This is a genomic window from Micromonospora sp. CNZ296 (assembly GCF_007827635.1).
This window is the reverse complement of record NZ_VISW01000005.1, coordinates 333,789-356,231: the sequence shown is the minus strand read 5'-3', so window position 1 is coordinate 356,231 and position 22,443 is coordinate 333,789. Positions and strand designations below refer to the sequence as shown.

Annotated in this window: 21 protein-coding genes and 3 tRNA genes; 14 read left to right on the top strand and 10 right to left on the bottom strand. The window is 72.2% G+C overall.

Translation table 11 applies throughout. The annotated features are described in order from the left end of the window. Positions 1-147 precede the first annotated feature (147 nt). The 3 genes from FB455_RS11835 to bcp all read right to left on the bottom strand — a co-directional run bounded on the left by FB455_RS11835 (position 148) and on the right by bcp (position 1,373). Positions 148-675, bottom strand: coding sequence for a GNAT family N-acetyltransferase (locus FB455_RS11835; RefSeq protein WP_145753341.1), 528 nt, complete (start codon positions 673-675; stop codon positions 148-150). 64 nt (positions 676-739) lie between these two features. Continuing rightward, positions 740-825: transfer RNA gene (locus FB455_RS11830), tRNA-Leu, on the bottom strand. Positions 826-902: 77 nt separating this feature from the next. Next, complete coding sequence (bcp, locus tag FB455_RS11825) at positions 903-1,373, bottom strand: thioredoxin-dependent thiol peroxidase (RefSeq protein ID WP_030270235.1); 471 nt, start codon at positions 1,371-1,373, stop codon at positions 903-905. A gap of 123 nt (positions 1,374-1,496) precedes the next feature. On the opposite strand from bcp, the gene FB455_RS11820 reads away from it, so the two are divergent. From FB455_RS11820 to FB455_RS11805, 4 genes are read left to right on the top strand one after another with little or no spacing between them, the layout of a single operon-like run. Beyond that, positions 1,497-2,216, top strand: a complete 720-nt coding sequence (locus FB455_RS11820; protein WP_030270233.1) for an energy-coupling factor ABC transporter permease — start codon at positions 1,497-1,499, stop codon at positions 2,214-2,216. After that, the gene (locus FB455_RS11815) at positions 2,213-2,641 is read left to right on the top strand and encodes a PDGLE domain-containing protein (RefSeq protein WP_145753337.1); all 429 of its coding nucleotides are present in this window, start codon (positions 2,213-2,215) and stop codon (positions 2,639-2,641) included. The genes FB455_RS11820 and FB455_RS11815 overlap by 4 nt, the downstream gene beginning before the upstream one ends. 2 nt (positions 2,642-2,643) lie before the next feature. After that, positions 2,644-3,414 carry a cobalt ECF transporter T component CbiQ gene (gene cbiQ, locus FB455_RS11810; protein ID WP_145753333.1) on the top strand — a complete coding sequence of 257 codons (771 nt, stop codon included), beginning with the start codon at positions 2,644-2,646 and terminating at the stop codon, positions 3,412-3,414. Beyond that, positions 3,411-4,172 (top strand): energy-coupling factor ABC transporter ATP-binding protein, encoded by a 762-nt coding sequence (locus FB455_RS11805; protein WP_145753329.1) that lies wholly within the window; start codon positions 3,411-3,413, stop codon positions 4,170-4,172. Before cbiQ ends, FB455_RS11805 begins: the two co-directional genes overlap by 4 nt. Before the next feature lie 481 nt (positions 4,173-4,653). On the opposite strand, the gene FB455_RS11800 is transcribed toward FB455_RS11805, so the two are convergent. From FB455_RS11800 to FB455_RS11785, 4 genes are read right to left on the bottom strand one after another with little or no spacing between them, the layout of a single operon-like run. Further along, positions 4,654-5,742, bottom strand: a complete 1,089-nt coding sequence (locus tag FB455_RS11800) for a hypothetical protein (RefSeq protein ID WP_145753327.1) — start codon at positions 5,740-5,742, stop codon at positions 4,654-4,656. Next, on the bottom strand, positions 5,739-6,455 hold the full coding sequence (locus FB455_RS11795) for a thioredoxin domain-containing protein (RefSeq protein ID WP_030270220.1): 717 nt from the start codon (positions 6,453-6,455) through the stop codon (positions 5,739-5,741). The genes FB455_RS11800 and FB455_RS11795 overlap by 4 nt, the downstream gene beginning before the upstream one ends. Further along, positions 6,448-6,972 carry a MauE/DoxX family redox-associated membrane protein gene (locus tag FB455_RS11790; RefSeq protein WP_013284394.1) on the bottom strand — a complete coding sequence of 175 codons (525 nt, stop codon included), beginning with the start codon at positions 6,970-6,972 and terminating at the stop codon, positions 6,448-6,450. Before FB455_RS11790 ends, FB455_RS11795 begins: the two co-directional genes overlap by 8 nt. Positions 6,973-7,002: 30 nt before the next feature. Next, complete coding sequence (locus tag FB455_RS11785) at positions 7,003-7,590, bottom strand: sigma-70 family RNA polymerase sigma factor (RefSeq protein WP_013284395.1); 588 nt, start codon at positions 7,588-7,590, stop codon at positions 7,003-7,005. A 222-nt stretch (positions 7,591-7,812) separates the two neighbouring features. Between FB455_RS11785 and FB455_RS11780 the strand changes: the two genes are divergently transcribed. The 3 genes from FB455_RS11780 (at position 7,813) to FB455_RS11770 (ending at position 11,217) form a co-directional block, all read left to right on the top strand. Continuing rightward, positions 7,813-9,480 carry a copper resistance CopC/CopD family protein gene (locus FB455_RS11780; RefSeq protein WP_123111773.1) on the top strand — a complete coding sequence of 556 codons (1,668 nt, stop codon included), beginning with the start codon at positions 7,813-7,815 and terminating at the stop codon, positions 9,478-9,480. Between the two features lie 16 nt (positions 9,481-9,496). After that, a complete protein-coding gene (locus FB455_RS11775) occupies positions 9,497-10,228 on the top strand; it encodes a YcnI family protein (RefSeq protein WP_145753325.1) in 732 nt (243 codons plus the stop codon). Between the two features lie 140 nt (positions 10,229-10,368). Next, positions 10,369-11,217 (top strand): hypothetical protein, encoded by an 849-nt coding sequence (locus FB455_RS11770; protein ID WP_145753322.1) that lies wholly within the window; start codon positions 10,369-10,371, stop codon positions 11,215-11,217. 102 nt (positions 11,218-11,319) lie between these two features. Here the strand turns inward: FB455_RS11770 and FB455_RS11765 are convergent, their stop codons facing one another. Then, entirely contained in the window at positions 11,320-12,615 is a 1,296-nt protein-coding gene (locus FB455_RS11765; protein ID WP_071096495.1) for a glycosyltransferase 87 family protein, read from the bottom strand. Positions 12,616-12,689: 74 nt separating this feature from the next. On the opposite strand from FB455_RS11765, the gene orn reads away from it, so the two are divergent. Together orn and FB455_RS11755 are read left to right on the top strand one after the other, a co-directional pair. Beyond that, positions 12,690-13,280 carry an oligoribonuclease gene (orn, locus tag FB455_RS11760; protein ID WP_013474266.1) on the top strand — a complete coding sequence of 197 codons (591 nt, stop codon included), beginning with the start codon at positions 12,690-12,692 and terminating at the stop codon, positions 13,278-13,280. A gap of 90 nt (positions 13,281-13,370) precedes the next feature. Further along, positions 13,371-13,446, top strand: a tRNA-His gene (locus FB455_RS11755). Between the two features lie 46 nt (positions 13,447-13,492). On the opposite strand, the gene FB455_RS11750 is transcribed toward FB455_RS11755, so the two are convergent. Further along, the gene (locus tag FB455_RS11750; RefSeq protein ID WP_013284401.1) at positions 13,493-14,788 is read right to left on the bottom strand and encodes a L,D-transpeptidase; all 1,296 of its coding nucleotides are present in this window, start codon (positions 14,786-14,788) and stop codon (positions 13,493-13,495) included. 162 nt (positions 14,789-14,950) lie between these two features. Beyond that, positions 14,951-16,228: a L,D-transpeptidase gene (locus tag FB455_RS11745; protein ID WP_013284402.1), complete on the bottom strand. Its 1,278-nt coding sequence runs from the start codon at positions 16,226-16,228 to the stop codon at positions 14,951-14,953. A 187-nt stretch (positions 16,229-16,415) separates the two neighbouring features. Here FB455_RS11745 and FB455_RS11740 point away from each other — a divergent pair. From FB455_RS11740 to FB455_RS11720, 5 genes are all read left to right on the top strand, one after another. Next, positions 16,416-16,491 (top strand) — tRNA-Lys (locus tag FB455_RS11740). A 248-nt stretch (positions 16,492-16,739) separates the two neighbouring features. Then, positions 16,740-16,994, top strand: a complete 255-nt coding sequence (locus tag FB455_RS11735; RefSeq protein WP_013284403.1) for a hypothetical protein — start codon at positions 16,740-16,742, stop codon at positions 16,992-16,994. Positions 16,995-17,078: 84 nt separating this feature from the next. Then, on the top strand, positions 17,079-17,630 hold the full coding sequence (locus FB455_RS11730) for a kinase (RefSeq protein ID WP_013284404.1): 552 nt from the start codon (positions 17,079-17,081) through the stop codon (positions 17,628-17,630). Between the two features lie 47 nt (positions 17,631-17,677). Continuing rightward, complete coding sequence (locus FB455_RS11725; RefSeq protein ID WP_145753321.1) at positions 17,678-18,535, top strand: MerR family transcriptional regulator; 858 nt, start codon at positions 17,678-17,680, stop codon at positions 18,533-18,535. A 696-nt stretch (positions 18,536-19,231) separates the two neighbouring features. Beyond that, positions 19,232-22,426: a DNRLRE domain-containing protein gene (locus tag FB455_RS11720; RefSeq protein WP_145753319.1), complete on the top strand. Its 3,195-nt coding sequence runs from the start codon at positions 19,232-19,234 to the stop codon at positions 22,424-22,426. Positions 22,427-22,443: the final 17 nt, after the last annotated feature.

The window sequence follows — 22,443 nt, the reverse complement described above, 5'->3', positions numbered from 1 at the left end:
AAATCACCCGCTGCCTCAAGCGCTACATCGCCCGACAGCTCTACCGCACCATCACCACCCACCACCAAACCCCTTGACAACCCCACTCACAGATCGACGGGGCAGGGCAGGGCAGGGCAGGGCAGGGCGGGGCGGGGCGGGGAAGGGTCAGGGGGCGGTGGGGAGGTCGAGCCACATGAGGATCTCGTCACGGGCGTCGGTGGGGGACAGGCGCAGCGCGGCGGGGAGGCGGCCGATCTCGCGGTAGCCGAGGCGCTTGTAGAAGCCGTCCAGGCCCAGGCCGTCGCGGACCGTCACGTGCAGCGCCGCCAGGCCGAGCCCTCGGGCGATCCGTTCGGCCTCGCGCATCAGCGCCGCGCCGTGGCCGCGTCCCTGCGTGTCCGGGTGTAGCATGACGCGCTTGAGCACCCGCCAGTGCGTCTTGAGGTGGAACCGGTTGTCGGCGATGACCAGCACCGCGACCAGCTTCTCGCCCTCGTAGCCGGCGAGCAGCCGGTCCGGCCCGTCCGCCACCTCGTCGAGCGTCGAGGTGGCGAGCGGGCGTACCTCGTCCGCGGTCACCGGGGCGACGAAGCCGACGGCGCCGCCGGCGTTCGTCACGTCCACCCAGAGCGCGATGATCTGTTCGCGCAGCTCGGGGGTGAGGTCGGGGTCGAGTACGAAACGCAGGTCCACGACGCCATCCTGCGCGTGGCGACGCGGCCCGGACCCGCGTTCGTGATGCGGGTGACACCGCTGATGGTGCGGGAGGGGGGTTTCGAACCCCCACGTCCTCTCGGACACAGGCTCCTAAGGCCTGCGCGTCTGCCGTTCCGCCACTCCCGCCGACCCGCTGAGTTTAGAGTGTCGCGCCGGAGCCGTGTGTACTCCGGGCCGCGACCGGGGCGTGCCGCGCGACGACCTCAGTCGAGGCCGAGGTCGCGGCGCAGCTTGGCGACGTGGCCGGTGGCCCGCACGTTGTAGAACGCCTGCTCGATCTTGCCGTCCTCGTCCACCACGAACGTCGAGCGGATCACGCCGGTGACTGTGCGGCCGTACATCTGCTTCTCGCCGAACGCGCCGTACGCGGTCAGCACCGCCTTGTCCTCGTCGGAGACCAGCGGGAACGTGATGGCGTCCCGGTCGCGGAACTTGGCGAGTTTCGCGGGCTTGTCCGGCGAGATGCCCACCACCTCGTAGCCGGCGGCCTGGAGGGAGGCGAGCGAGTCCCGGAAGTCACACGCCTGCTTCGTGCAGCCGGGCGTCATGGCGGCCGGGTACGCGTACAGGATGACCTTGCGGCCGCGCAGGCCGGACAGGGACAGCGTGCCGCCGTCGTCGGTGGGGAGGGTGAAGTCGGGGGCGGGGTCGCCGGGCTTGAGGCGGTCGGTCATGGCGGTGACGATACCGCCGGGCCGGTACGGTCGGCGGACGGCGACGCGCGGGCGTGGTGACGGCCATCATGAGGTTGTTGCCAGATATTGGCAACAGTGCCTTCCTGGAAATACGCTGAGCGCGTGGACACCCTGGCGATGCACATCTCCAACGGGATCATCAACGGTCCGGTCGCCGCGATCTTCGCGGCTCTCGCCCTCGCCGCGCTCGCGTTCTGCGTGCTGCGGGGCCGCGCCGACCTCGACGACCGGCTGGCCCCGATGGCCGGGCTGGTGGCGGCGTTCATCTTCGCCGTGCAGATGCTCAACTTCCCGATCTTCACCGCCGGGGTCAGCGGTCACCTGCTCGGCGGCGCGCTGGCCGCGCTGCTCGTCGGCCCGTGGGTCGGCGCGCTCTGCGTCGCCGTGGTGCTCATCGTGCAGGCGCTGGTCTTCGGTGACGGCGGGGTGGCGATGCTCGGCCTCAACATCACCAACATGGCGCTGCTCGGCACCGCCGCCGCGTACCTGCTGATCGCGCTCCTGCTGCGCGTACTGCCGCGTACCCCGGCCGGGCTGGCGGTCACCGCGTTCGTGTCCGCGCTGGTCAGCGTGGTGGTCGCGTCCCAGGGCTTCGTCCTCCAGTACTGGCTGGGCGGCACCACCGACCTCGGCGGCAACCTCACCGGCCTGGCGGGCACCATGGCCTTCGCCCACCTGCTCATCGGCATCGGCGAGGGCCTGATCACCGCGACCACGGTGGTCACCGTCGCGAAGGTCCGGCCCGACCTGGTGTACGCGCTGCGCGCCCTCAAGCCGGCCACGCCGGCTCCCGCCGTCCCGGTCGCCGGAGGTGCCCGATGAGCAAGCGTCACTGGCCGTTCCTGCTCGGCGGCCTGCTGGTGGCTCTGCTGCTGGCCGGCGTGGTCAGCAACTACGCCTCCTCGCACCCGGACGGCCTCGACTCGTCGCTGCTCAAGGGCTGCACTGTGAACGCCGACGACGAGATCACCGGCGGCAGCTGCCCGGCCCAGCAGGCCAAGGACCACGAGCTGGCGGACAGCCCGCTGGCCGACTACGGCGTACGCGGGATCGGCAACGACTTCCTGTCCACCGGCCTGTCCGGCGTCCTCGGTGTGCTGCTCACCTTCGCGCTCGGCGGCGGCCTGTTCTGGCTGGCCCGCCGCCGCGGCCCCGCCACGCCCGCCGGCCCCGCCGGGCCTGACACGACCACTGCGAGCGCCGACCCGGCGGACGACGCAGCGACCCCGTCCACCGGCACCCGCTGACCATGGGCGCCGGGCACGCGCACGTCCTCTACCGCGAGTCCGGCTCGCCGGTGCACCGCCTCCCGCCGGAGGTGAAGATCGCCGCGATGGTGCTGTTCACAGTCGCGGTGGTGGCGACGCCCCGGGAGGCGTACTGGGCCTTCGGCGGCTTCGCGCTCCTGGTCGCCGTGGTGGCCGCGCTGGCCCGGGTCGGCCCGCGCTGGCTGCTCAGCCGGGCGCTGATCGAGCTGCCGTTCGTGCTGTTCGCGTTCGCCCTGCCGTTCCTCGGGGCGGGGGAACGGGTCGAGGTGGCAGGGCTCGCCCTGTCCGTGGACGGGCTGCACGGCGCGTTCAACATCCTGGCGAAGGGCACGCTCGGCGTACTCGCGTCGCTCCTCCTGGCGGCGACCACGACGACGCGTGACCTGCTGCTCGGCCTGGACCGGCTGCGGTGCCCGCAGATCCTCACCCAGATCGCCACGTTCATGCTGCGCTACCTGGAGGTGCTCGTCGGCGAGGCCCGCCGGATGCGGGTGGCGCGGGTGTCGCGCGGCGACGACCCGCGGTTCCTGTGGCAGTTGCGCGGCTTCGCGGCCGGCGTCGGCGCGCTGTTCCTGCGCGCGTTCGAGCGCGGCGAGCGGGTCTACCTGGCGATGCTCTCCCGTGGCTACACCGGCCGGATGCCGGCGGTGTGGCAGGGGGCCGGCGCGGCCACCGCCGGCCAGTGGGCGGCCGCCGCGACGGTGCCGGCGATCGCGGCCACCATCGCCGCCGTCGCGCTCGTCCTGCAATGATCGGGTACGTGCAGCAGCCGCCCTCCCTCGACGTCAACGGCGTCCGGTACGCGTACCCGGACGGTCACGTCGCCCTGCACGGCGTGGACCTGACCGTGCCGCGCGGCGATCGGGTGGCGCTGCTCGGGCCCAACGGCGCCGGCAAGACCACGCTCGTGCTGCACCTCAACGGCATCCTCACCCCGACCGAGGGCACGGTGACCGTCGGCGGCCTGACGGTCAGCCGGGACCGGGAGACGCTGGCCGAGGTACGCCGCCGCGTCGGCATCGTCTTCCAGGACCCGGACGACCAGCTGTTCCTGCCCACAGTCGCCGAGGACGTGGCGTTCGGCCCGGCCAACCTGGGCCTGCGCGGCGCGGAGCTGGCCGCCCGGGTCGACGAGGCGCTCACCGCGGTCGGCATGAGCGAGCATCGGGACCGCGCGCCGCACCACCTGTCGTTCGGGCAGCGGCGCCGGGTGGCGGTGGCGACGGTGCTGGCGATGCGCCCGGAGATCCTGGTGCTGGACGAGCCGTCGTCGAACCTCGACCCGGCCGCCCGGCGGGAACTGGCGGAGATCCTGCGCGCCCTGCCGGTGACGCTGCTCATGGTCACCCACGACCTGCCGTACGCGGCCGAGCTGTGCCCCCGCTCGGTGATCCTGGACGGCGGCCGCATCGTCGCCGACGCTCCCACCGCGGACCTCCTGTCCGACGAGGCACTGCTGACCGCCCACCGCTTGGAGCTCCCCTACGGCTTCGCCCCCCGCCCAACCTGACCCGGCCCTCGTCCCTCTCGCCCTTCCCGCCCTCCTCCGCCGCGATCTTGCACTTTCCGTCCGCGTATTTCGGGGCAAAAGCCGCACGCGCGGGGCGGCAACTGCAAGATCACGCCGCCCAGGGGTGAGTGCGGCGGGAGTGGAACGTGATGGGTGTGTCGGGGGCGTTTTGACACCCGTGGTGTTCCACTCGGGCGTGCCCGGCGCTCGCAGCGCTCGGTGATCTTGCCGTTGCGGCCCCGGAGATGTCGTGAACGCCGTGGATGCCGGGGCGGAAGGTGCGAGATCGCGGTGTTTGGGGGTGGGTGGGCGGAGGTTCCTCGTTCGGCTGGCTGCTGTGGCGAGCGCCTCCCGTTACGCGAGATTGGCGTTCCGCTTGGTGGGAGCGGTGGAGATCTTGGTAGGAAAGGGCCCTTATGGGGGCCGTTTGGTACCAAGATCTCGCCGGGCCGGGCCGGGCCGGGGCGGGGCGGGGCGGGGGTCAGGGCACGGGGGTTGGGCGGGGGGTGGGGCGGGCTGCGCTTGCGGCTGTGCGCAGGCGCAGCAGGCCCGCCGCCACCGCGCCGGCGCCTGTCGCCAGGCCGACCACCACGAGCACCCGGACCAGCACGGCCGGGCCGGCGGCCGGGGGGATCGCGCGGGACAGTGCGGCCAGGTTCGTCACTCCGGCGAACAGCGTGAGGCAGGCGCCGGCGAGCGCGAGCACGAAGTCGGCGGCCGGGCGGCGGGCCAGCGCGTACCCGCCCGCGGCGAGCGCGCCGAGCCCGGTGAGCAGCGTCCACACCTGGCCGGTGACCAGTTCGGCGAGCGTTCCGCCGACGCCGGGGGTGCCGGTGTCCAGCGCGCGGGCGACGGTGAGCGCCACTGTCGCCGCGCCGCCCAGGGCGAGCAGGGCGCCGACCGCGCGCAGCGCTCGCACCCCGGCGGCGGTGCCACCAGGCGCCAGCCCGGCCGCGCCGATCAGCAGGAAGCCCAGCGTGGCGGCAACCCACCAGGGGTACGGGTCGGGCGGCGGCACCCAGTCCAGCGTGCCGCGTACGGCTCCGGTGGTGTCACCGGCGCGCAGCGGCACCGTCCAGTCGCGTACCCGGTGTTCCCGGTCCGGGTCGGCGGCGACGGCGGCCGGCGGAGCCTCCTCCCGCCACAGCGTGCGCTGGTCGTGCCAGCGGGCGGTGGGGCCGTCGTCGATCCGCCGCCAGTCGGGCGCGGCGGCCGGGTTCGCCTCGGCCGGCAGCCGGGTCTCCCCGGCCAGCGTCCGGTTCAGGTACGAGGCGGGGGAGCGGGTGTTCTCGTACACGCCGCCCGGGCCGATGCGCAGGTACGGCTCACCGGAGTAGCCGAGCACTGTGACCTCGGCGCCGGTGTCGTTCGTCAGCTCCAGCCGCGCGCCGGCCTCCACCATGCGCGCGGTGAGCCCGGGCCGGTCGGGGTCGACGCCGCTGATCGTGGCGCGGTAGTCGGTGCCGTCGGGCGCGTCCGCGCCGTGCGCGGCGGCCGGCGCGGCGAGCGTGAGCAGTGCGGTGGCCGCGACGGCGAGCACCAGCGCGGCCCGGCGCAGGGGTGCGATCACTTGCCGGCCGCCTCCACCGCCGACTTGATCCCCTCGGGGCTGCGGTCCTGGAGTTCACTGCCGTTGACCTTGATGGTCGGGGTGCCGGTCACGCCGGACTTGCTCGCCTCGTCGGTGACGTGCTCGGTCCACGACCGGTACGTGCCGTCGGAGACGCAGGAGGCGAACTCGTCCCGGTTCAGCCCGACGCCCGCGCCGATGTCGACGAGTTCGTCGTTGCTGAGCCCGGCGCCGCCCTCCGGCGGCTGCTTGGCGAAGAGCTGGTCGGTGAACTCGCGGAACTTGCCGCCCTGCGCGGCGCAGCCGGAGGCGGCCGAGGAGCGGGTGGAGTATTCAGTGGTGGAGAAGCGGTTGAGGAACGCGACCGGGTGGAACACCAGCTTGGCCTTGCCTTCGCTGACGAGCTGGTTGAGTGTCTCGCCGTTGATCTGCTGGAACTGCTTGCAGGCCGGGCAGAGGTAGTCCTCGTACAGGTCGATGGTGACCGGCCCGGTGCCGAGCACGATGCCGGTGCCGGCGTCGTTGGCCCCGGGCGGGGCGGTGAACTCGTCGGACTTCTGGCTGGAGTACACCGCCCAGCCGATGCCACCGGCGATGACGAGCACCAGCACCGCGGCGATCGAGGTCCAGAGCGTCCGCTTGCGCCGCTTCTCCCGGGCGATCTGCTCGCGTACGACCCGGGCCGCGTCCTTGCGCCCCTTGCGACTACTCATCGGTGTCCTCCACGGTGTCGTCGCCCGCCAGCCACCCGTCCACGGAGAACGGGGTGCGGGGCCAGATCAGCAGGAACCCGGCGAGTACCAGGAACCCGAGGTCCCGGAGGATCTCCGGGAGGTAGCTGGGCGTCTGGCCGGCGGCGAGCTGCCCGCCGCTGCCGAAACACCCGCAGTCGATGGCCAGGCCACGGGCCCAGGCCGAGGCGATGCCGGCGATGAAGACCACGAGCAGTGCCGCTGACACGCCGGCGCTGATCCGGGTGGCGAGCCCGGCGAGCAGCAGGACGCCGAGGGCCAGCTCGACGAACGGCAGCGCCGCGCCGATCACAGTGGCCACGTCGTACGGCATCACCTGGTACGCGTTCACGGCCCGGCCCGAGGCGGCCAGGTCACCGACCTTGGTGCCGCCGGCGATCAGCCACACGGCTGCCAGTCCGAGGCGGGCCGCGACGCCGAGCCAGGGCCGCAGGGCCTGCCAGCGGCCGGCCCGGGAGGGGGAGGGGGTCACAGTCATTCGTCGTCCGAGCGCCACGAAAGGTTCCCGCTATCCGGCCAGTGTGTCGCCGACGGCGTCGACCAGTTCGTCGCGGGCGCGGGCGACCCGGGAGCGGATGGTGCCCACCGGCACCCCCTCCACGTCGGCGGCCTCGGCGTACGACAGGCCGAGCAGCTGGGTGAGCACGAACGCGGAGCGCCGCTCGGCTGGTAGCCGGCGGACCAGGTCGGTGGCGCCGAGCTGGCCGGCCGGGTCCGGGTAGGGGCGGTCGGTGGCGGCCTGGGCGGCGAGCCGCGCGTCGAGCCGGCGGCGGCGCACGACTGTGCGCAGGTGGTCGGCGCAGGCCCGCCGGGCGATCCCGAGCAGCCAGGTACGCACGCTGGAGCGCCCCTCGAAGCCGGACAGCGCCCGGAACGCCCGCAGGTACGTCTCCTGGGTCAGGTCGTCCGCGCTGTCCGGGTCGACGAGCGCGGCGGCGAAGCGCCACACCTCGGCCTGGGTGGCCCGGACGAAGGCGGCCTGCGCGTCGCGGTTCCCGTCGCGGGCGGCCAGCGCCCAGCCGGTGGCCGCGTCCCGGGCAGCGTCGGGCGCCGACTCGGGGCGGTCGGCGGCGGTGTCGCGCGGGCCGGGGATCACGTCACCCGAGGTTACGCGGCGTACCTGGAGGGGACAGGGTCCTTCGACCCATTCCGTGGTCCCGCACACGCCGGGAACTTTTTCCGCCGGCCGTCCGACTACCCTCCCATGACCTCCGAGCAGGCCCGGCGTGGCGCGCGCCGCCGCACCGGGTGGGCGCTCGGTCACGCCTGCCGGAGACCGGCTCGCCGGACCCGCCCCGGTTCGGGAACCATTGCGGTCATGACTGCTGCCGTACGCCGCCCGTCCCGGGTCGTCGCCGCCCGCTCCGGGGCCGTCGCCGGGCTGCTGCTCCTGCTGGTCGCCCTGCTGCTCACACCGGCCACCCCGGCCGCCGCCCACGCGGTGCTGGTGAGCAGCAGCCCGGCCGCCTCCGCCGTGGTGCCCGAGGCGCCCGCGCAGGTGGTGATCACGTTCAGTGAGGGCGTCCGCAAGGTACCCGGGAAGGTGCGGGTGATCGCCCCCGACGGCTCGCGGGCCGACCGGGGCGAGCCGACGTTCCAGGGCGCCGAGGTCACCATCCCGGTGGACCCGTCCGGCGGGCGCGGCACCTACCTGGTCAGCTACCGGGTCATCTCGGCCGACAGCCACCCGGTCTCCGGCGCCTTCACCTACTCCGTCGGCGCGCCGTCGGAGCCGCCCACCGACAGCGGCTCGGACAACCGGGCGAACCCGGTCACCGAGAACGCGGTGAAGGTGGCGAAGTACGCCGGCTACACCGGCTTGCTGCTGCTCGTCGGCCCGGCGCTGGTGCTCGCCGCGCTCTGGCCGCGCCGGCTGTCCCGCCGGGGACCGGCACGGCTGGCCTGGACCGGGCTGGGCCTGCTGGCGGTGGCCACGGTGGCCGAGGTGTGGCTCCAGGTGCCGTACGTCAACGGCGGCGGCCTGTTCGACGTGACCGGTTCCGGCCTGGGTGACGTGCTGGGCAGCGCCTACGGCACCACCCACCTGGTCCGGCTGGGTCTGCTCGCCGCGGCGGCGTTCCTGCTCCGGCCGCTGTTCGCCGGTCCGATCGGCCGTACCGACGGGATCATCCTGGCGGTCCTCGGCGGGGCGGCGCTGTTCACCTGGCCGCTGGCCGGGCACGCGGCGGCCTCGCCCGCGCCCGCGGTGTCGGTGGTCGTGGACGCGGTCCACCTGGGCGGCATGGCCGTCTGGCTGGGCGGCCTGGTGATGCTCGCGGTGTTCCTGCTGCGCCGGGCCGACGAGCGCGAGCTGGACGCGATCCTGCCGATCTGGTCCCGCTGGGCCGCGCTCGCGGTGGCCGCGCTGCTGCTGGCCGGCACCGTGCAGGGTCTGATCGAGGTGGCCAGCCTGCAGGCGCTGTTCGACACCACGTACGGCCGGCTCCTGCTCGCCAAGATCGTGCTGTTCGCGCTGGTGATCGGCGTGGCCGCGTACTCCCGGGCGCTGGTGCGGCGGCGGGTCGCCGCCGGGCGGCCGGGCGCGATGCGGCGGGCCGTGGTGGCCGAGCTGGTGATCACGGCGGTGGTGCTGGGCGTGTCGGCGACGCTCGTGCAGACCACCCCGGCGCGGACCGCCGCCGCGAACGTCGCGGGCGCCGAGCAGGGCTACTTCTCCACCACGCTGAGCAGCCCGATCTACTCGCTGGAGGTCCAGCTGGACCCGGCCGAGACCGGCAACAACTCGATGCACCTGTACGCCTACACCAAGGACAGCCGCCCCCAGCCGGTGCAGGAGTGGAAGGTCACCGCCGCGCTGCCGTCGGCCGGGATCGAGCCGATCACCGTCCCGCTGCTGCCGCTGAGCGACAACCACGCCACCGGCGAGGTCAACCTGCCGGCCCGGGGCGACTGGCAGTTGCGCATCACCGTCCGCACGACCGACATCGACCAGGCCACGGTGACCGCCACCGTGCCGATCAAGTAACGGAAGGTCCCATCTGATGATCCGTCTCCGGCGCCCCGCGACGATCGCCGCGCTGACCCTCACCGCCGTCGCCACGGCTGTGCTCGGCCTGGCCGGTCCGGCCTCGGCGCACGTCACGATCAACCCGGCCGAGGCCACGCAGGGCGGCTACGGCCGGTTCGCGTTCCGGGTGCCGAACGAGAGCGACACGGCGTCGACAGTCAAGGTCGAGGTGAACCTGCCGGAGAACGCCCCGGTCGGCTCGGTCTCCACCATGCCGGTGGCGGGCTGGACGGTGGCGGTGGAGAAGCGCAAGGTCGACCCGCCGATCGAGGTGCACGGCAGCCAGCTCACCGAGGCGGTCTCCAAGCTGACCTTCACGGCCGCGCCGAACGGCGGCGTGAAGCCGGGCGAGTTCCAGGAGTTCCCGGTGTCGATGGGCCCGCTGCCGCAGGCCGACACGATGGTGTTCAAGGTGCTCCAGACGTACTCCGACGGCAACGTCTCCCGGTGGATCGAGGAGCCGACGCCGGGCGCGGAGGAGCCGGAGAACCCGGCGCCGGTGCTCAAGCTGGCCGCGGCGGCGCCCGCCTCGGCGGGCGCGAGCGCGCCGGCCGCCGCCGCGGCCGACGACGACGATGACGACGACGCCGGCTCCGGCGCGGCCGTCGCCCTCGGCGTGGCCGGCCTGGTCGCCGGCCTGGGCGGCCTGGCCCTCGGCGGCCTGGCGTTCGCGCGTACCCGGCGGGAGCCCGCCGCGAAGTCCTGAACGTGAGCGACGCACCGGCCCGGCGGAACGATCCGCCGGGCCGGTCGCCGTCCCGGACGGGTGCCGCCGATATCCGGCGATCGGCCGACGCGCGTCGGTAAGGTCGGCCGGGTAGTTGGCTACCGAGAGGGACGACGCGAATGCGTTTCGTACGCACGATCGCCGGCATGGTGCTGCTGGCGTTGGGGATTCCGGCGCTGCTGGCGGGCGGAGGTCTCTGGCTCGCCGCCCGGCACGCCGGCCCGGACGGCGGCTTCGACGCCCGGTTCGAGCCGGTCCGCACGCCCGCCCGCGCGGTGCTGGTGACCGACGTGGACGCGTTGCTGCGCGCCGACCTGCCGCTGGCGCGCACCGGGCAGGCCCGGCTGCACCTGACCGCGCGGGACGACGACGGCCCGGTCTTCCTCGGCCTCGCCCCGACCGACCAGGTGCGAGGGTGGCTGGCCGACGTCCCGCACAGCACCGTGCGCCGCGTGGCGGTCACCCGGGGCCCGCTGCCGGTCGACCTGAACCCGGCCACCGCCGGCACCGGCGCCGCCGTGCCGATGACTCAGCCCTTCTGGGTACGCGAGGGCGTCGGCTCCCTGGAGTGGAGCCCGGCGGAGCTGTCCGGCCGGTCGCTGAGCCTGGTCGTCATGCGCGTGGACGGCGCGGACGGGCTCGACCTGCGGATGCGTGCCGAGTTGCGGGCCGGGTGGTTCCCCAGGCTGGCGTGGGCGCTGCTGGCCGGCGGGACGCTGCTGGTAATCCTCGCCGTGGTGGTGCTGCTGCGCCCGCTGCGGCCGCGTGAGGTGGTCTTCGTGGTGGAGCCGGACCAGGTGCCGGTGCTGGCCGGGCGTCTCGGCGTCACCTCGCTGAGCGGGCTGGGCCGCCAGCCGGGCCCGGCGTCGCGACCCGAGCGGCACCTGGTGGCAGTGGGCTCCGGGCCCGGTGGGCGGACCCGCGCGGCGATCGCGCCGCCCAGCCGGTGCCCCGACGGCCGGGACTGACGACGAGAACCCGAACGGCCCTCCGCGCTGCCGACGCGGAGGGCCGTTCTTCACCGGGGGATCGGTGCTACCTGGGAGAAAACTGAGGTAGTTGATACCAGATTAGCGCTGATCGCCATTTGTTGCGAGGTGTGTCCGTTCAGTCCGGGTCATCGGTTTCTCGTCCGCGTGCCGACGGATCGGCAGCGCCGCGAGCACCAGCAGGCTCAGCAGGACGTACATGTTGCGGACCACGAAGTCGACCGGGTCGTCCGTGTGCACGATGGCGGTGCCCCAGTCCTGGAACGTCACCAACCCGTACACGATCGGCAGGCCGACGACGGCGGCCAGCGCGAAGAGGCCGCCGCGACGGCGGGCCCCGGCGGGCGTCGCCGGATCGGCGTCCAGTGCCGCGTCGACGAGCACCACCACCGCGGGAATGAACCAGTACAGGTGGTGGATCCAGGTGATCGGGCTGACCAGCCCGCCCACCAGCCCGGTCAGGGTGAGACCCACCAGCGCGTCCCCCGCCCGGGCCGCGCGCGCCGCCCGCCACAGGCCGAACGCGGCCACCGCCAGCGCGAGCAGCAGCCACAGCAGCCGGTCCGGCTCGGCCGGCGCGGTCAGGCGGCTGAGCAGCCCGAACAGCGACTGGTTGCCGGTGTAGTCGGGGCGGCCCACCCGGTCGGTCACCCACAGCTCGTGAGTCCAGAAGCGCCACGAGTCGCCCGGCGCGACCGCCGCCGCCAGCAGCGTGGCCACCGCCGCTGTCACCGCCGCCACGGCCGCCGCCCGCCACTTCCGGGCGGCGAGCAGGTAGAGCACGAAGATGCCGGGAAAGAGCTTGAGCGCCGCCGCCAGTCCCACGCCCACGCCGGCCCAGCGCCGGCCCTGCGGTACGGCGAACAGCAGGTCGCCGAGGATCAGCACCACGAGCAGCATGTTGATCTGCCCGAGCGTGATCGTCTCCCGGGTGCTCTCCACCGCCAGCACCAGCAGCACGGCGACGGTGAGGCCGAACCCCCGCGGCAGGTCGTGCCGCCGCAGCACCGGCAGTACCAGCCAGCGCGTGGTCACCACCACCGCGGCCACTGTCAGCACCGCGAAGGCCGCGATGGCCACCCCGAGCCGCAGATACCCGAACGGCGCCAGGAGCAGCGCCGCGAACGGCGGATAGGTGAAGTAGAGCGCCCCCTGCACCCGGTCCGGCTGGACATAGTCGTAGAGCGGGTGCCCGGCCGCCCACCAGTCCATCGCCGACATGTAGATCTTCTGGTCGTAGTAGTCGTGCCGCAGGTTGCGCAGGTAGGGCGCCGGCATGATCGCGATCAGCGCCAGCACCACGACCACCCGGCGGGCCGTACGCCCGCCCGCGTCGTCACGGGGGACGGCGGGTGGGGCGACGGGTTCGGCTGGCACGCAGGAAACCCTAGCGGTCCACCTCGGCCGCCGGGCCGAGGCGCGGGCGCGTCGGCGGCGCGTAGTCTGTTCCGGTGGCTGATCTTCTCGTCTGGATCGACTGTGAGATGACCGGGCTCGACCTGCGGCGGGACGCCCTGATCGAGGTCGCCGCGCTCGTCACCGATCCCGACCTCAACGTGCTCGGTGACGGCGTGGACGTGGTGATCCACGCCGACGACGAGGCGCTCGACGGCATGCCGGAGATCGTGCGGACCATGCACGCCAAGTCCGGCCTCACCGAGGAGGTACGCCGCTCCACGGTGACGCTGGCCGAGGCCGAGGACATGGTGCTCGACTACGTGACCAGCTACGTGAAGGACCCGCGTACGGCCCCGCTGTGCGGCAACTCGATCGCCACCGACAGGGGTTTCCTGGCCCGCGACATGACCCGGCTCGACGCGCACCTGCACTACCGGATGATCGACGTGTCCTCGATCAAGGAGCTGTGCCGGCGCTGGTACCCGCGGGTGTACTTCGGGCAGCCGCAGAAGGGCCTGGCCCACCGGGCGCTCGCCGACATCCGGGAGAGCATCCGCGAGCTGGAGTACTACCGGCGGACCGTGTTCGTGCCGCTGCCGGGGCCGGACGTCGAGGCCGCGAAGGCGATCGCCGCCCAGCTCTGACGCCCCGGCCGAACCCGGTGGACGGGGTCGGCCGGAGTGTGGCTATGATTAGTCCGCGCACCGCCCCGGGCGACCGGAGCGGCGAGCATGGTGGCTGTAGCTCAGTTGGCAGAGCACCGGGTTGTGGTCCCGGTTGTCGTGGGTTCAATTCCCATCAGTCACCCCAACACGAAGCCCCCTCCTCCGGGAGGGGGCTTCGTCGTATGCGTGGGTCAGGGGGTGGGCTCGACGCTCGGCGTACCGGCGTCCGGCGTGGTGTCGTCCGACGGCGGCTCGTACGGCAGGGCGCTGCCCTTGACGTACTCGTCCCAGCTCATGTTCCAGTCGGTCCAGCCGTTGCCGTTCTGGAGCTTGCGCTCGGTGCCCTTGACGGTGATCGGGTCACCGATGCGGGTGTTGGCGAACAGCCAGTTGCCTTCCTTCATCGAGACGTTGACGCAGCCGTGCGACACGTTCGTGCGGCCCTGCACGCCCTCGGACCAGGGCGCGGCGTGGATGAACTCGCCGCCCCAGGTGAGCCGCTGGGCGTAGTCGATCTCGGTGCGGTAGCCCTCCTCCGGGCCCAGCTCCTCCAGGGTGTCGAAGACCGTGTGCCGGAGCTTCTCGATCACCACCATGGTGCCGCTGGAGGAGGGGGTGCTCTTCTTGCCCAGGCTCACCGGGATGGTCTTGACCACCTTGCCGTCGCGGGTGACAGTCATCCGCTTGGTGCGGTTGTCGACTGTCATCACGAACGACGGGCCGATCTTGACGTCGACGCTGAGGTCGGCTCGGCCGTACCAGCCGCCGCCCAGCGGCAGCCCGCCCGCCTGCACCTTGTAGCTGACCGTGCTGTTGGCCTTCCAGAACGTCTTGGGCCGGTAGCGCACCTCGGTCGGGCTCACCCAGTGCCAGATGCCCTCCTGGGCGGGCTTCGAGGTGACAGTCATCCGGCGCTGGATGTCGTCGCGGTAGTCCTCCGGGATGGCCCGGCCGAACTTCACGATCAGCGGCATGCCCACGCCCACGACCTGGTTGTCGCCCAGGAAGCTGGTGACCCGGATCTGCTTGGCCGGCTTCGCCATCGTGGTGAACGTGCTGGTCGCGGTGGCGGGCTTGCCGTCGTCGCCGGTCGCGGTGACGGTCGCCGTGTACGTCTGCCCGTACTCCAGGGCCGAGGACGGCAGCCAGCTCGCGCCGTCCGCCGCGAGCGTGCCGTCGACGACCTTGCCGGCGGCGTCCTTCAGCTCGACTGTGGTCTCCTGCGCCTCCTTCGTGGTGAAGGTGATGGCGGTGGACGCGGGCACGTCCTTGGCGTCGGCGGCGGGCTCGCTGATGGTGGCCGCCGCCTTCGGGGCCTTCTCGCCCTCGTCGCCGCCGCCCTGCCAGCTCGACGGCTTGTCGCCGCCGCCGCTGGTGCAGGCGGTCAGGGCCATCGCGGCGGCGAGCAGCCCGGCCGCCAGCGCACGGCGGCGGCCGACGCGTCGGGCGCTCGCGCCCCGGATCGGTTCGTCCTGGCCAGCTCGCATGAGTCCCTCACAAAGTGATGCCGTGCCCCGTCGTCTCTGGTCAGACGCGCCGGAGCGGGTACGCGTTGCCGGACGTGAAACGGAACACCCTGCGCGGGTGTAACGATTCCGCCGTCGTCCGGCGCTTTGTCGGAGGTGGCATGTCCGACCACGTTACGCCGGTCAGAACGGCGCCGGCTGCCCGCCCTGCGGAACCGGCAGCGCGCTGCCGGCGACGAACTGCGACCAGCTCATGCTCCACGCCGTCCAGCCGTTACCAGGGGCCAGGCGGCGTTCGGTGCCCTTCACCGTGATCGGGTCGCCCACCATCGTCTTGCCGAACAGCCACCGGCCGTTGGCCATCGACACGTTGACGCAGCCGTGCGAGACGTTGCGGCGCCCCTGCACGCCCTCGGACCACGGAGCGGCGTGGATGTACTCGCCACCCCAGGTGATCCGCTGGGCGAAGTCGATCTCGGTGACGTAGCGGTTGGCCGGGTCGGGCTCGCTGCGGGTGTCGAAGACGGTGGACTCCTTCTTCTCCATCACCACCATCGTGCCGCTGGAGGAGGGAGTGCTCTTCTTGCCCAGGCTGACCGGCAGCGTACGGATGACAGTGCCGTTCTCGGAGACCGTCATCTGCTTGGTCGCGTTGTCCACGGTCATCTCGAACGCGCGGCCGATCTCGGCGGTGGCGCTGCGGTCGATGTTGCCGTAGCGGCCGTTGCTCAGCGGGATCCCGGCCAGCGCCAGCCGGACCGTGATCGTGGTGCCGGTCTTCCAGTACTCCGGGGCCCGGTAGTACGCCTGGGTGCCGTTGTCGACCCAGTGCCAGGCGCCGGGCTGCGGCGGGTCGGTCTGCACGAACATCCGCTTCTGCACCGCCGCCCGGTCCTTCTTCGGGATGCCCGGGGAGAACTCGGCGACCACGGGCATGGCCACCCCGTACGTCTTGCCGCTGAACATGTAGAGGCCGGAGCCGATCATCGACTTGGGCTTGGCCATCGTGGTGAACGTGCTGGTGCCCTGGTAGGTCCGGCCGTCCTTGCCGGCGCCGGTGACCGTGGCGGTGTACTTGGTGCCGTACTTCAGCGCGGCCGACGGCACCCAGCTGGAGCCGTCGCGCCGCATCCGCCCGGCGACGCTGGCGCCGTCGGCGGTGGCGAGCGCCACCTTCGACACGGTGCCGCCGCCGGGGATGCGGGCGCTGATCTCGGTGCTGACCGGCCGGCCGCTCGCGCCGTCGGCCGGGCTCACCGTCAGCGGCGGCGCGGCGGCGCTGTCGCTGGGTGCGACGCTCGGGTCGGGCGCGGAGGACGAGACGCCGCCGACCTGCTGCTGGCCGGGCACGAACTCCGGCTTCTTCCCCTCGTCGCCGCCGCTGCCGCACCCGGTCAGTGCCAGCGACGCCGTCAGGACCAGGGCGCCCACCGTCGCCCCGGCCCGCGCGAACCTGCCCATGCCCACCCCTGTCCTCGCGTGCCTGGCGGACATCGTGCCGTATCGACGCTCCCGCGCCCGCCCCCGCGCTGGATCAGGTGACCGTTTTGGCCGCTTTCGCCGGTTAAGCTCGTCCGAAGGGTGGACCCCGGTATCGGATTGGAACCCGCCTCGGCGGGCGTGCTAATCTTCTTCCCGTTGTCAGCGAGCGCCGCTAGCTCAACTGGCAGAGCAGCGGACTCTTAATCCGCGGGTTCGGGGTTCGAGTCCCTGGCGGCGCACCAACGAGCAAGGCCCTGACCAGGCGTTCACGCCGGCCGGGGCCTTTTTCGCGTACGGTGCCCCGGTGCGCGCCGGGGTGGCCGCCCGTGGGTGGGACGCCACGTGCGTCACACCGGCCGCAGGGCACCCATGACGTTCCACCGAGGCGCGGTCCGCCCGTCGGCGCCGCTTGTGCGGTCGCCCTAATCTGATCATGATCGTAACGGCCACGATGGATGGTCGGGTGACGACGATCAGGACGGGAGAAGACATGAAAGCCTTCGGACGGCCGCGGATCCGCAGCCTCGTCGCCGCCACCTCGGTCGTGGGCGCCTTGGTGCTCGGTCTGGGTGCGCCCGCGTACGCGGACTACTCGAGCCCGACCTACTCGACGTTGAAGGCCTGCAACGAGGCCCGGCCCAAGTACCAGTCGTCGTGGACGAAGCCGCAGGCGTGCCGTCCCATGTACAACTGGGACGGCACGAAGGTGATCGGTTACGCGTTCCTGGTGAAGACCCAGGGCTAGTGCGGTCGCCCGCCGGGCTGCCAGGAGCGGCACCGGCGGGCGTCCACCCGCCTTCGGCATCGCTCCTCGCGCCAGGGAGGGACAGTGCGCGCCGTACCCGCCGGCAGCTCGGACACGATCCTCGTCTGCATCCGGGGCAACTCCGGCTCGGGCAAGAGCAGCATCGCCCGGGAGCTGCGACGCCGGCACGGCCGGGGCTGCGCCCTCGTCGAACAGGACTACCTGCGTCGCATCGTCCTGCGCGAACGGGACAAGCCCGGCGGCGTGGCGCCCGCCCTGATCGAGCAGACCGTCCGGTTCGCCCTCGACCGCGGCTACCACGTGGTCCTGGAAGGCATCCTGTACACCGGCCGCTACCGCGACGTGCTGACCTCGCTGCGGGACGGTCACCGGGGGCGGTCGCTGTTCTGCTACCTCGACGTGTCGCTGGCCGAGACGCTGCGCCGGCATCTGACCCGCCCGCAGGCCGCTGACTTCACCGCCGCGCAGATGAGCGGCTGGTACGCCGCGCACGACGTCCTGGGCTGGCCCGGCGAACTCGTCCTCCCGGAGAGCGCCGGTCTGGACCAGGCCGTGGAGGCGATCGCGGCTGCCTCCGGACTGCCTCAGGACGGGTGCGACGACGACAGGCGCTAGCCGACGTCATTTGCCCTTCCGGTTACTGCAAGGGGCAGTCTGGGGTCATGTTGTCGATCAGCGAGTTCAGCCAGATGTGCCACCTGTCCCCGCAGGCGCTGCGCTTCTACCACGCCGAGGGGCTGCTCGTGCCCGCCGGGATCGACGACCGGACCGGCCACCGCTCGTACGCCTTCGACCAGGTGGAACGGGCCATGCTGATCACCTTGCTGCGGGACACCGGGATGAGCGTCAAGCTGGTCCGGCGCGCCCTCGACGAACCGGACCAGGCGGTCGCCCTGCTCGACCGGCACAGCGACGAGGTCAGCCGGCAACGGCAAGCTCAGGCCGACGCCATCGCTGCGGCCCGCGCCGTCTTCGAGGCGCAGCCCGAACCGCGGTTGCGGCACGTGCCGGCCACGACTGCGGTGGCGCGGCTCGTGCCCGGCACACCGCTGGGCCGGGACGCGCAGGAGTGGGACCGGGCCGAGGAGATCATCACGGCGGCGGCGGCCGACCTGGTCACCACCGTGCGGCAGGCCGGCGTCACCTGCCGGGGTGAGCCGTGGCGGACGCTGGCACTGGAGACGCCGGAGCAGGACCGGCGCGTACTCGACGGCACCGGGCCGTTCTGGACGGTCAAGGTCGCTGTGGATGGCACCCCGGAGACACTGCCGTCCCTGCCCGCCGGCCTGATCGTGCAGACGCCCGGCGCCCACGACGAGCTGTCCATCTTCATGCCGGGCCGCAACACGATGGCCAAGTACTGCACTGTGGTCCTGCGCCTGCTCGACGCCGCCCCTGTCGACGGCGACCGGTTCGTGAACCTGGCGCGTCTGCGTCAGGAGGTCCGCCCCGACGGCGTGCTGAGCAGCGCGCCCGTCGAACGCCGGCCGGGGTCACCCACGGAGGACCTTGAGCGCTGAACCCGCCCGCAGCCCGGATGTCAGAAGGTCGGCCAACCCTGACGAAATCGGTGCCGCAGTGCTTTCGACTGGTAATCGTCTTCGCCGATTGCCTCGCTCGCGTCGCGCATGATGATCACCGACGCGTCACTCCGCGGACGAGGGCGATCCCGACGCCCGAATGAGGCGAATATCGCTCGGTGTTCTGACGACACGAATCGGTTTTCCGTTGTCGCTGTTCGGTGCTCCGTGCTGGACCGATGACCTGCCCGAGCGGCTGGCGTGATGCCGCCCGCCGCCATTTCGGTGCGTCCATGAGTCTGATTGGTCCGGCACTGTCTCCCGATGGGCGAGTGCCGCATCGGCTGATTGTTCGATCAATGGCAACTACGCCGTGTCATATTCGAAGATGGTGATGCGTGAAATTAGTTCGCAATGGTGAAGTGGCCCGCGCGGCGTCAGTTGACTGCAGCAACCATCTATTGATCTGCGGTTTTGAAGATCGATCCGACCGCCTGACGCCATCACTCGTGGGTGCGGCAGTCGCCGAACGCTCCAATGTGGAGGACGCAATCGACTACCGAGCGTGTTGATCGATCGATGGGATGTCCAGTTCGCCGTGATCCGTCCTGACAGAACGTGTCCGACCTTGTGCGCTGAGGCAGGACGCCCTTAGAGTCCCGCTCGCACAACTGCAAAGCACACGGGGGAGGGTTTGTGGCACGTCGAGTGACGGCCACTGTCCGTTCGTGCCTGGCTGCGGGCGTCGCCGTACTGACGGCGGCCGCGTTGGCGGGCGTACCGGGAGAACCGGCGGAGTTTCTCGCCGCTGGACCGGACGGCGTGACAGGTGGCGTGGAGAGCCGGACCGATGAGGCGGTGTCCCTTCGGGCCGCCCGCGAGTCCGGCAAGCCGGTGCAGGTCAAGAGCCTCACGTCGGAGACCACCGAGGTCTTCGCCCTACCGGACGGTCAGTTCCGGGCCGAGCTTTCGGTCGGCGCGAGCCGGATCCGGCGCGGTGACCAGTGGGTTCCGGTCGATCTGACCCTGCGCAAGGGCGCGGACGGGCGGATTGCCGCCGTCGCCCACCCGTTCGATCTGGTCGTCTCCGGCGCGCAACCGAGCGGGACGCAGGAGCTGGCAGTCCTCGGCCACGGGGCCGACCGGCTCGCGGTCGGCTGGGCCGGTCGGCTGCCCGAGCCGAAGCTGGACGGCGGACGGGCCACCTATGTCGACACGCTGCCCGGGGTGGACCTGATCGTCGAAGCGACCCGCGCCGGGATGGAGGCGTTCTTCGTCGTCAAGGACCGCAGCGCCGTGAAGCAGGTCGCCCGACTCACGCTGCCGATCACCGGGCCGAACGCCGCCCGGGCGGTCCGCGACGCCGGCGGCAACACCGCCATCCAGGACACCGCCGGCCGGGTGGTTGCGCGCACTCCCGCACTGCGAATGTGGGACGCGCGGGTCGACGCGCTCGGCAATCCCGCCGCCGAGACGGCGGTTGCATCCACGATCGCCCCTGCCGCCGGGGCCCGTGGAACCGGCCGGCTCGACCTGACGCTGACCCCGGACATGCGCTGGCTGACCGACTCCGAGCGGGAGTATCCGATCGTCATCGACCCGACGATCAACCCGCTGTACACCACCTTCGACACGTTCATCCAGGCCGGCGACACGGTCAACCGGGGCGGCACCGACGACCTCCGACTCGGTCGGCTCGGTCCGACCGGGCCCGTCACCCGGTCCTTGCTGCGCTGGGACACCGCGGCCCTCGTCGGCAAGCAGATCACCTCTGCCACCGTCTCGTTCTGGAACTGGTGGTCGCCCCTGTGCGAGGGCCGGTCGTGGGAGCTCTGGACCGTGGGGGCCGTGGCCGACGACATGATCTGGGATACCCAGCCGGCATGGAACAACCAGGAGGCGACCACCCTGGCGACTGCCGGCTACGACGCCAGTTGCAACGACGCCTGGGTCGGGATCAGCGGTACCAAGTTCTTCCAGCGCGCGGCGAACGCCGGTGACACCCGCGCCGACATGGGCCTACGGGCCACCGACGAAACCGATTCGAAGTCCTTCAAGCAGTTCCGCTCCCGCAACGCGACCGCCAGTGCCGAGGTGCCCAAGGCCAGCGTCACCTACAACTCGTGGCCGACCGTGACGGCCCGGTCGACCGTCCCTGCCACCACGTGCGCGACCGGGTCGGGTCGTCCGCTCGTCAACACCCTCACGCCGCAGCTCAAAGCAACAGTCACCGATGGTGACGGCACCGCGATGACTGTCACCTTCGAGTGGTGGGCGATGAACGCCGACGGGCCGATCGGTGCGGCGAGCCTCAGCGGCGTCGCCTCCGGGGCCACCGCCGCCGCGACCGTGCCGGCCGGGGCCTTCGTCGACGGCGGCATCTACCGCTGGCGGGTGAAGGCCGCGGACGGGGTCAGCGGCAGCGACATCTGGTCGTCGTTCTGTGAGATGCAGGTGTACACCACGGCCACTCCGGTCACCGGTTGCACCGGCGGAACGGACAGCGACTTCAACGGCGACGGCGTCGCCGACATCGCGATCGCCGACCCGGAGGCCACTGTCAACGGCCAGATCCGTGCCGGCCGCATCAACGTCACGTACGGCGGCGGCACGACGGTGCACACCCTGCACGAGGGTGGGGCCAACATGCCCGGTGCAGCCGAGGCGGGTGACCGCTTCGGCACGTCGATCGCCGCGTACGACGCCAACAACGACGGGTGCACCGACCTGGCGGTCGGCGTGCCGAACCAGGCCGTCAGCGGCCAGGCCCAGGCCGGTGTCGTCTACGTACTGCTCGGATCACCCGCCGGCCTCGCGCAGGGCCCGCCCGCCGTCTCGTACCACCAGGACAGCGCCAACGTCCCCGACGCGGCCGAGGCGTACGACTGGTTCGGCTACGCCGTGGCCGGCAGCCGGACGGCCAGCGGTGAGCCGTACCTCGTCATCGGCGCGCCCGGTGAAGGGCTGGCCAACCCGGTCACCGGGATCGTGCATTACATGCGCGGCACCGTGAACGTGGCGATGTCCCAGGGCAGCGGCATCCCGGGCGCGGCCGAGATCGACGACCGAACGGGCTATGCGGTGGCCGCCTCCACCCACCACTGGGCGGTCAGTTCCCCGGGCGAGGCGATCGGCACCGAGGCCTTCGCCGGAGCGGTGAACGTCTTCAGCCACACGCTGAGCAACGGGCTGCCGACCCTCGCCGCCGGCCTGGAGCAGAACGTCGCCAACGTCTCGAACGACGCCGAGGCCAACGACAACTTCGGCAAGTCGATCTCGATCGCGCCGTACCGGCCCGTCGGTGCTCCCGCCGGCCAGGCCGACTCGCTGGTCGTTGTCGGTGTGCCGGGTGAGGACCTGGTCGTCGCGGCCACCAACACCCCGGCGCCGGACGCCGGGCTGGTGCACCGGTTCCACGTCACGGCCGCGAACACCTTCACCGAACTGCCCGCGATCACGTACGCCTCGGAGGACGGCGACTACCTCGGCGAGAAGGTCGTGGTGGTGAACACCGCGCCGGGCAGCGAGGGCACCAACGCGACGATGTTCGTCGCGATCGGCGTGCCGGGTGAGGACGCGGGCACGTCGGTGGCCGACTCCGGACGGGTACGTGTCTTCCCGGCGCTGGCCAATCCGATCGGCACCCCGACCACGCTGCACCGGGAATCGGGCGGTATGCCGGGGACGGCCGGCGCCCAGGAACTGGTCGGCACCTCGCTCTCGGCCACCTCGCAACGGCTCTATGTCGGCACTCCCTACGGTGCGGACGCCGTCTACGGGTTCACCTGGTCCGACCTGAGCGCGGGCAACACGGTTCCGAGCGTCACCTGGCAGCCGGGACAGGGCGGTCTCCCCACCGGGCACAGCGCGTTCGGGGCGGCGATCAGCTGATGAAGACCATCGACATG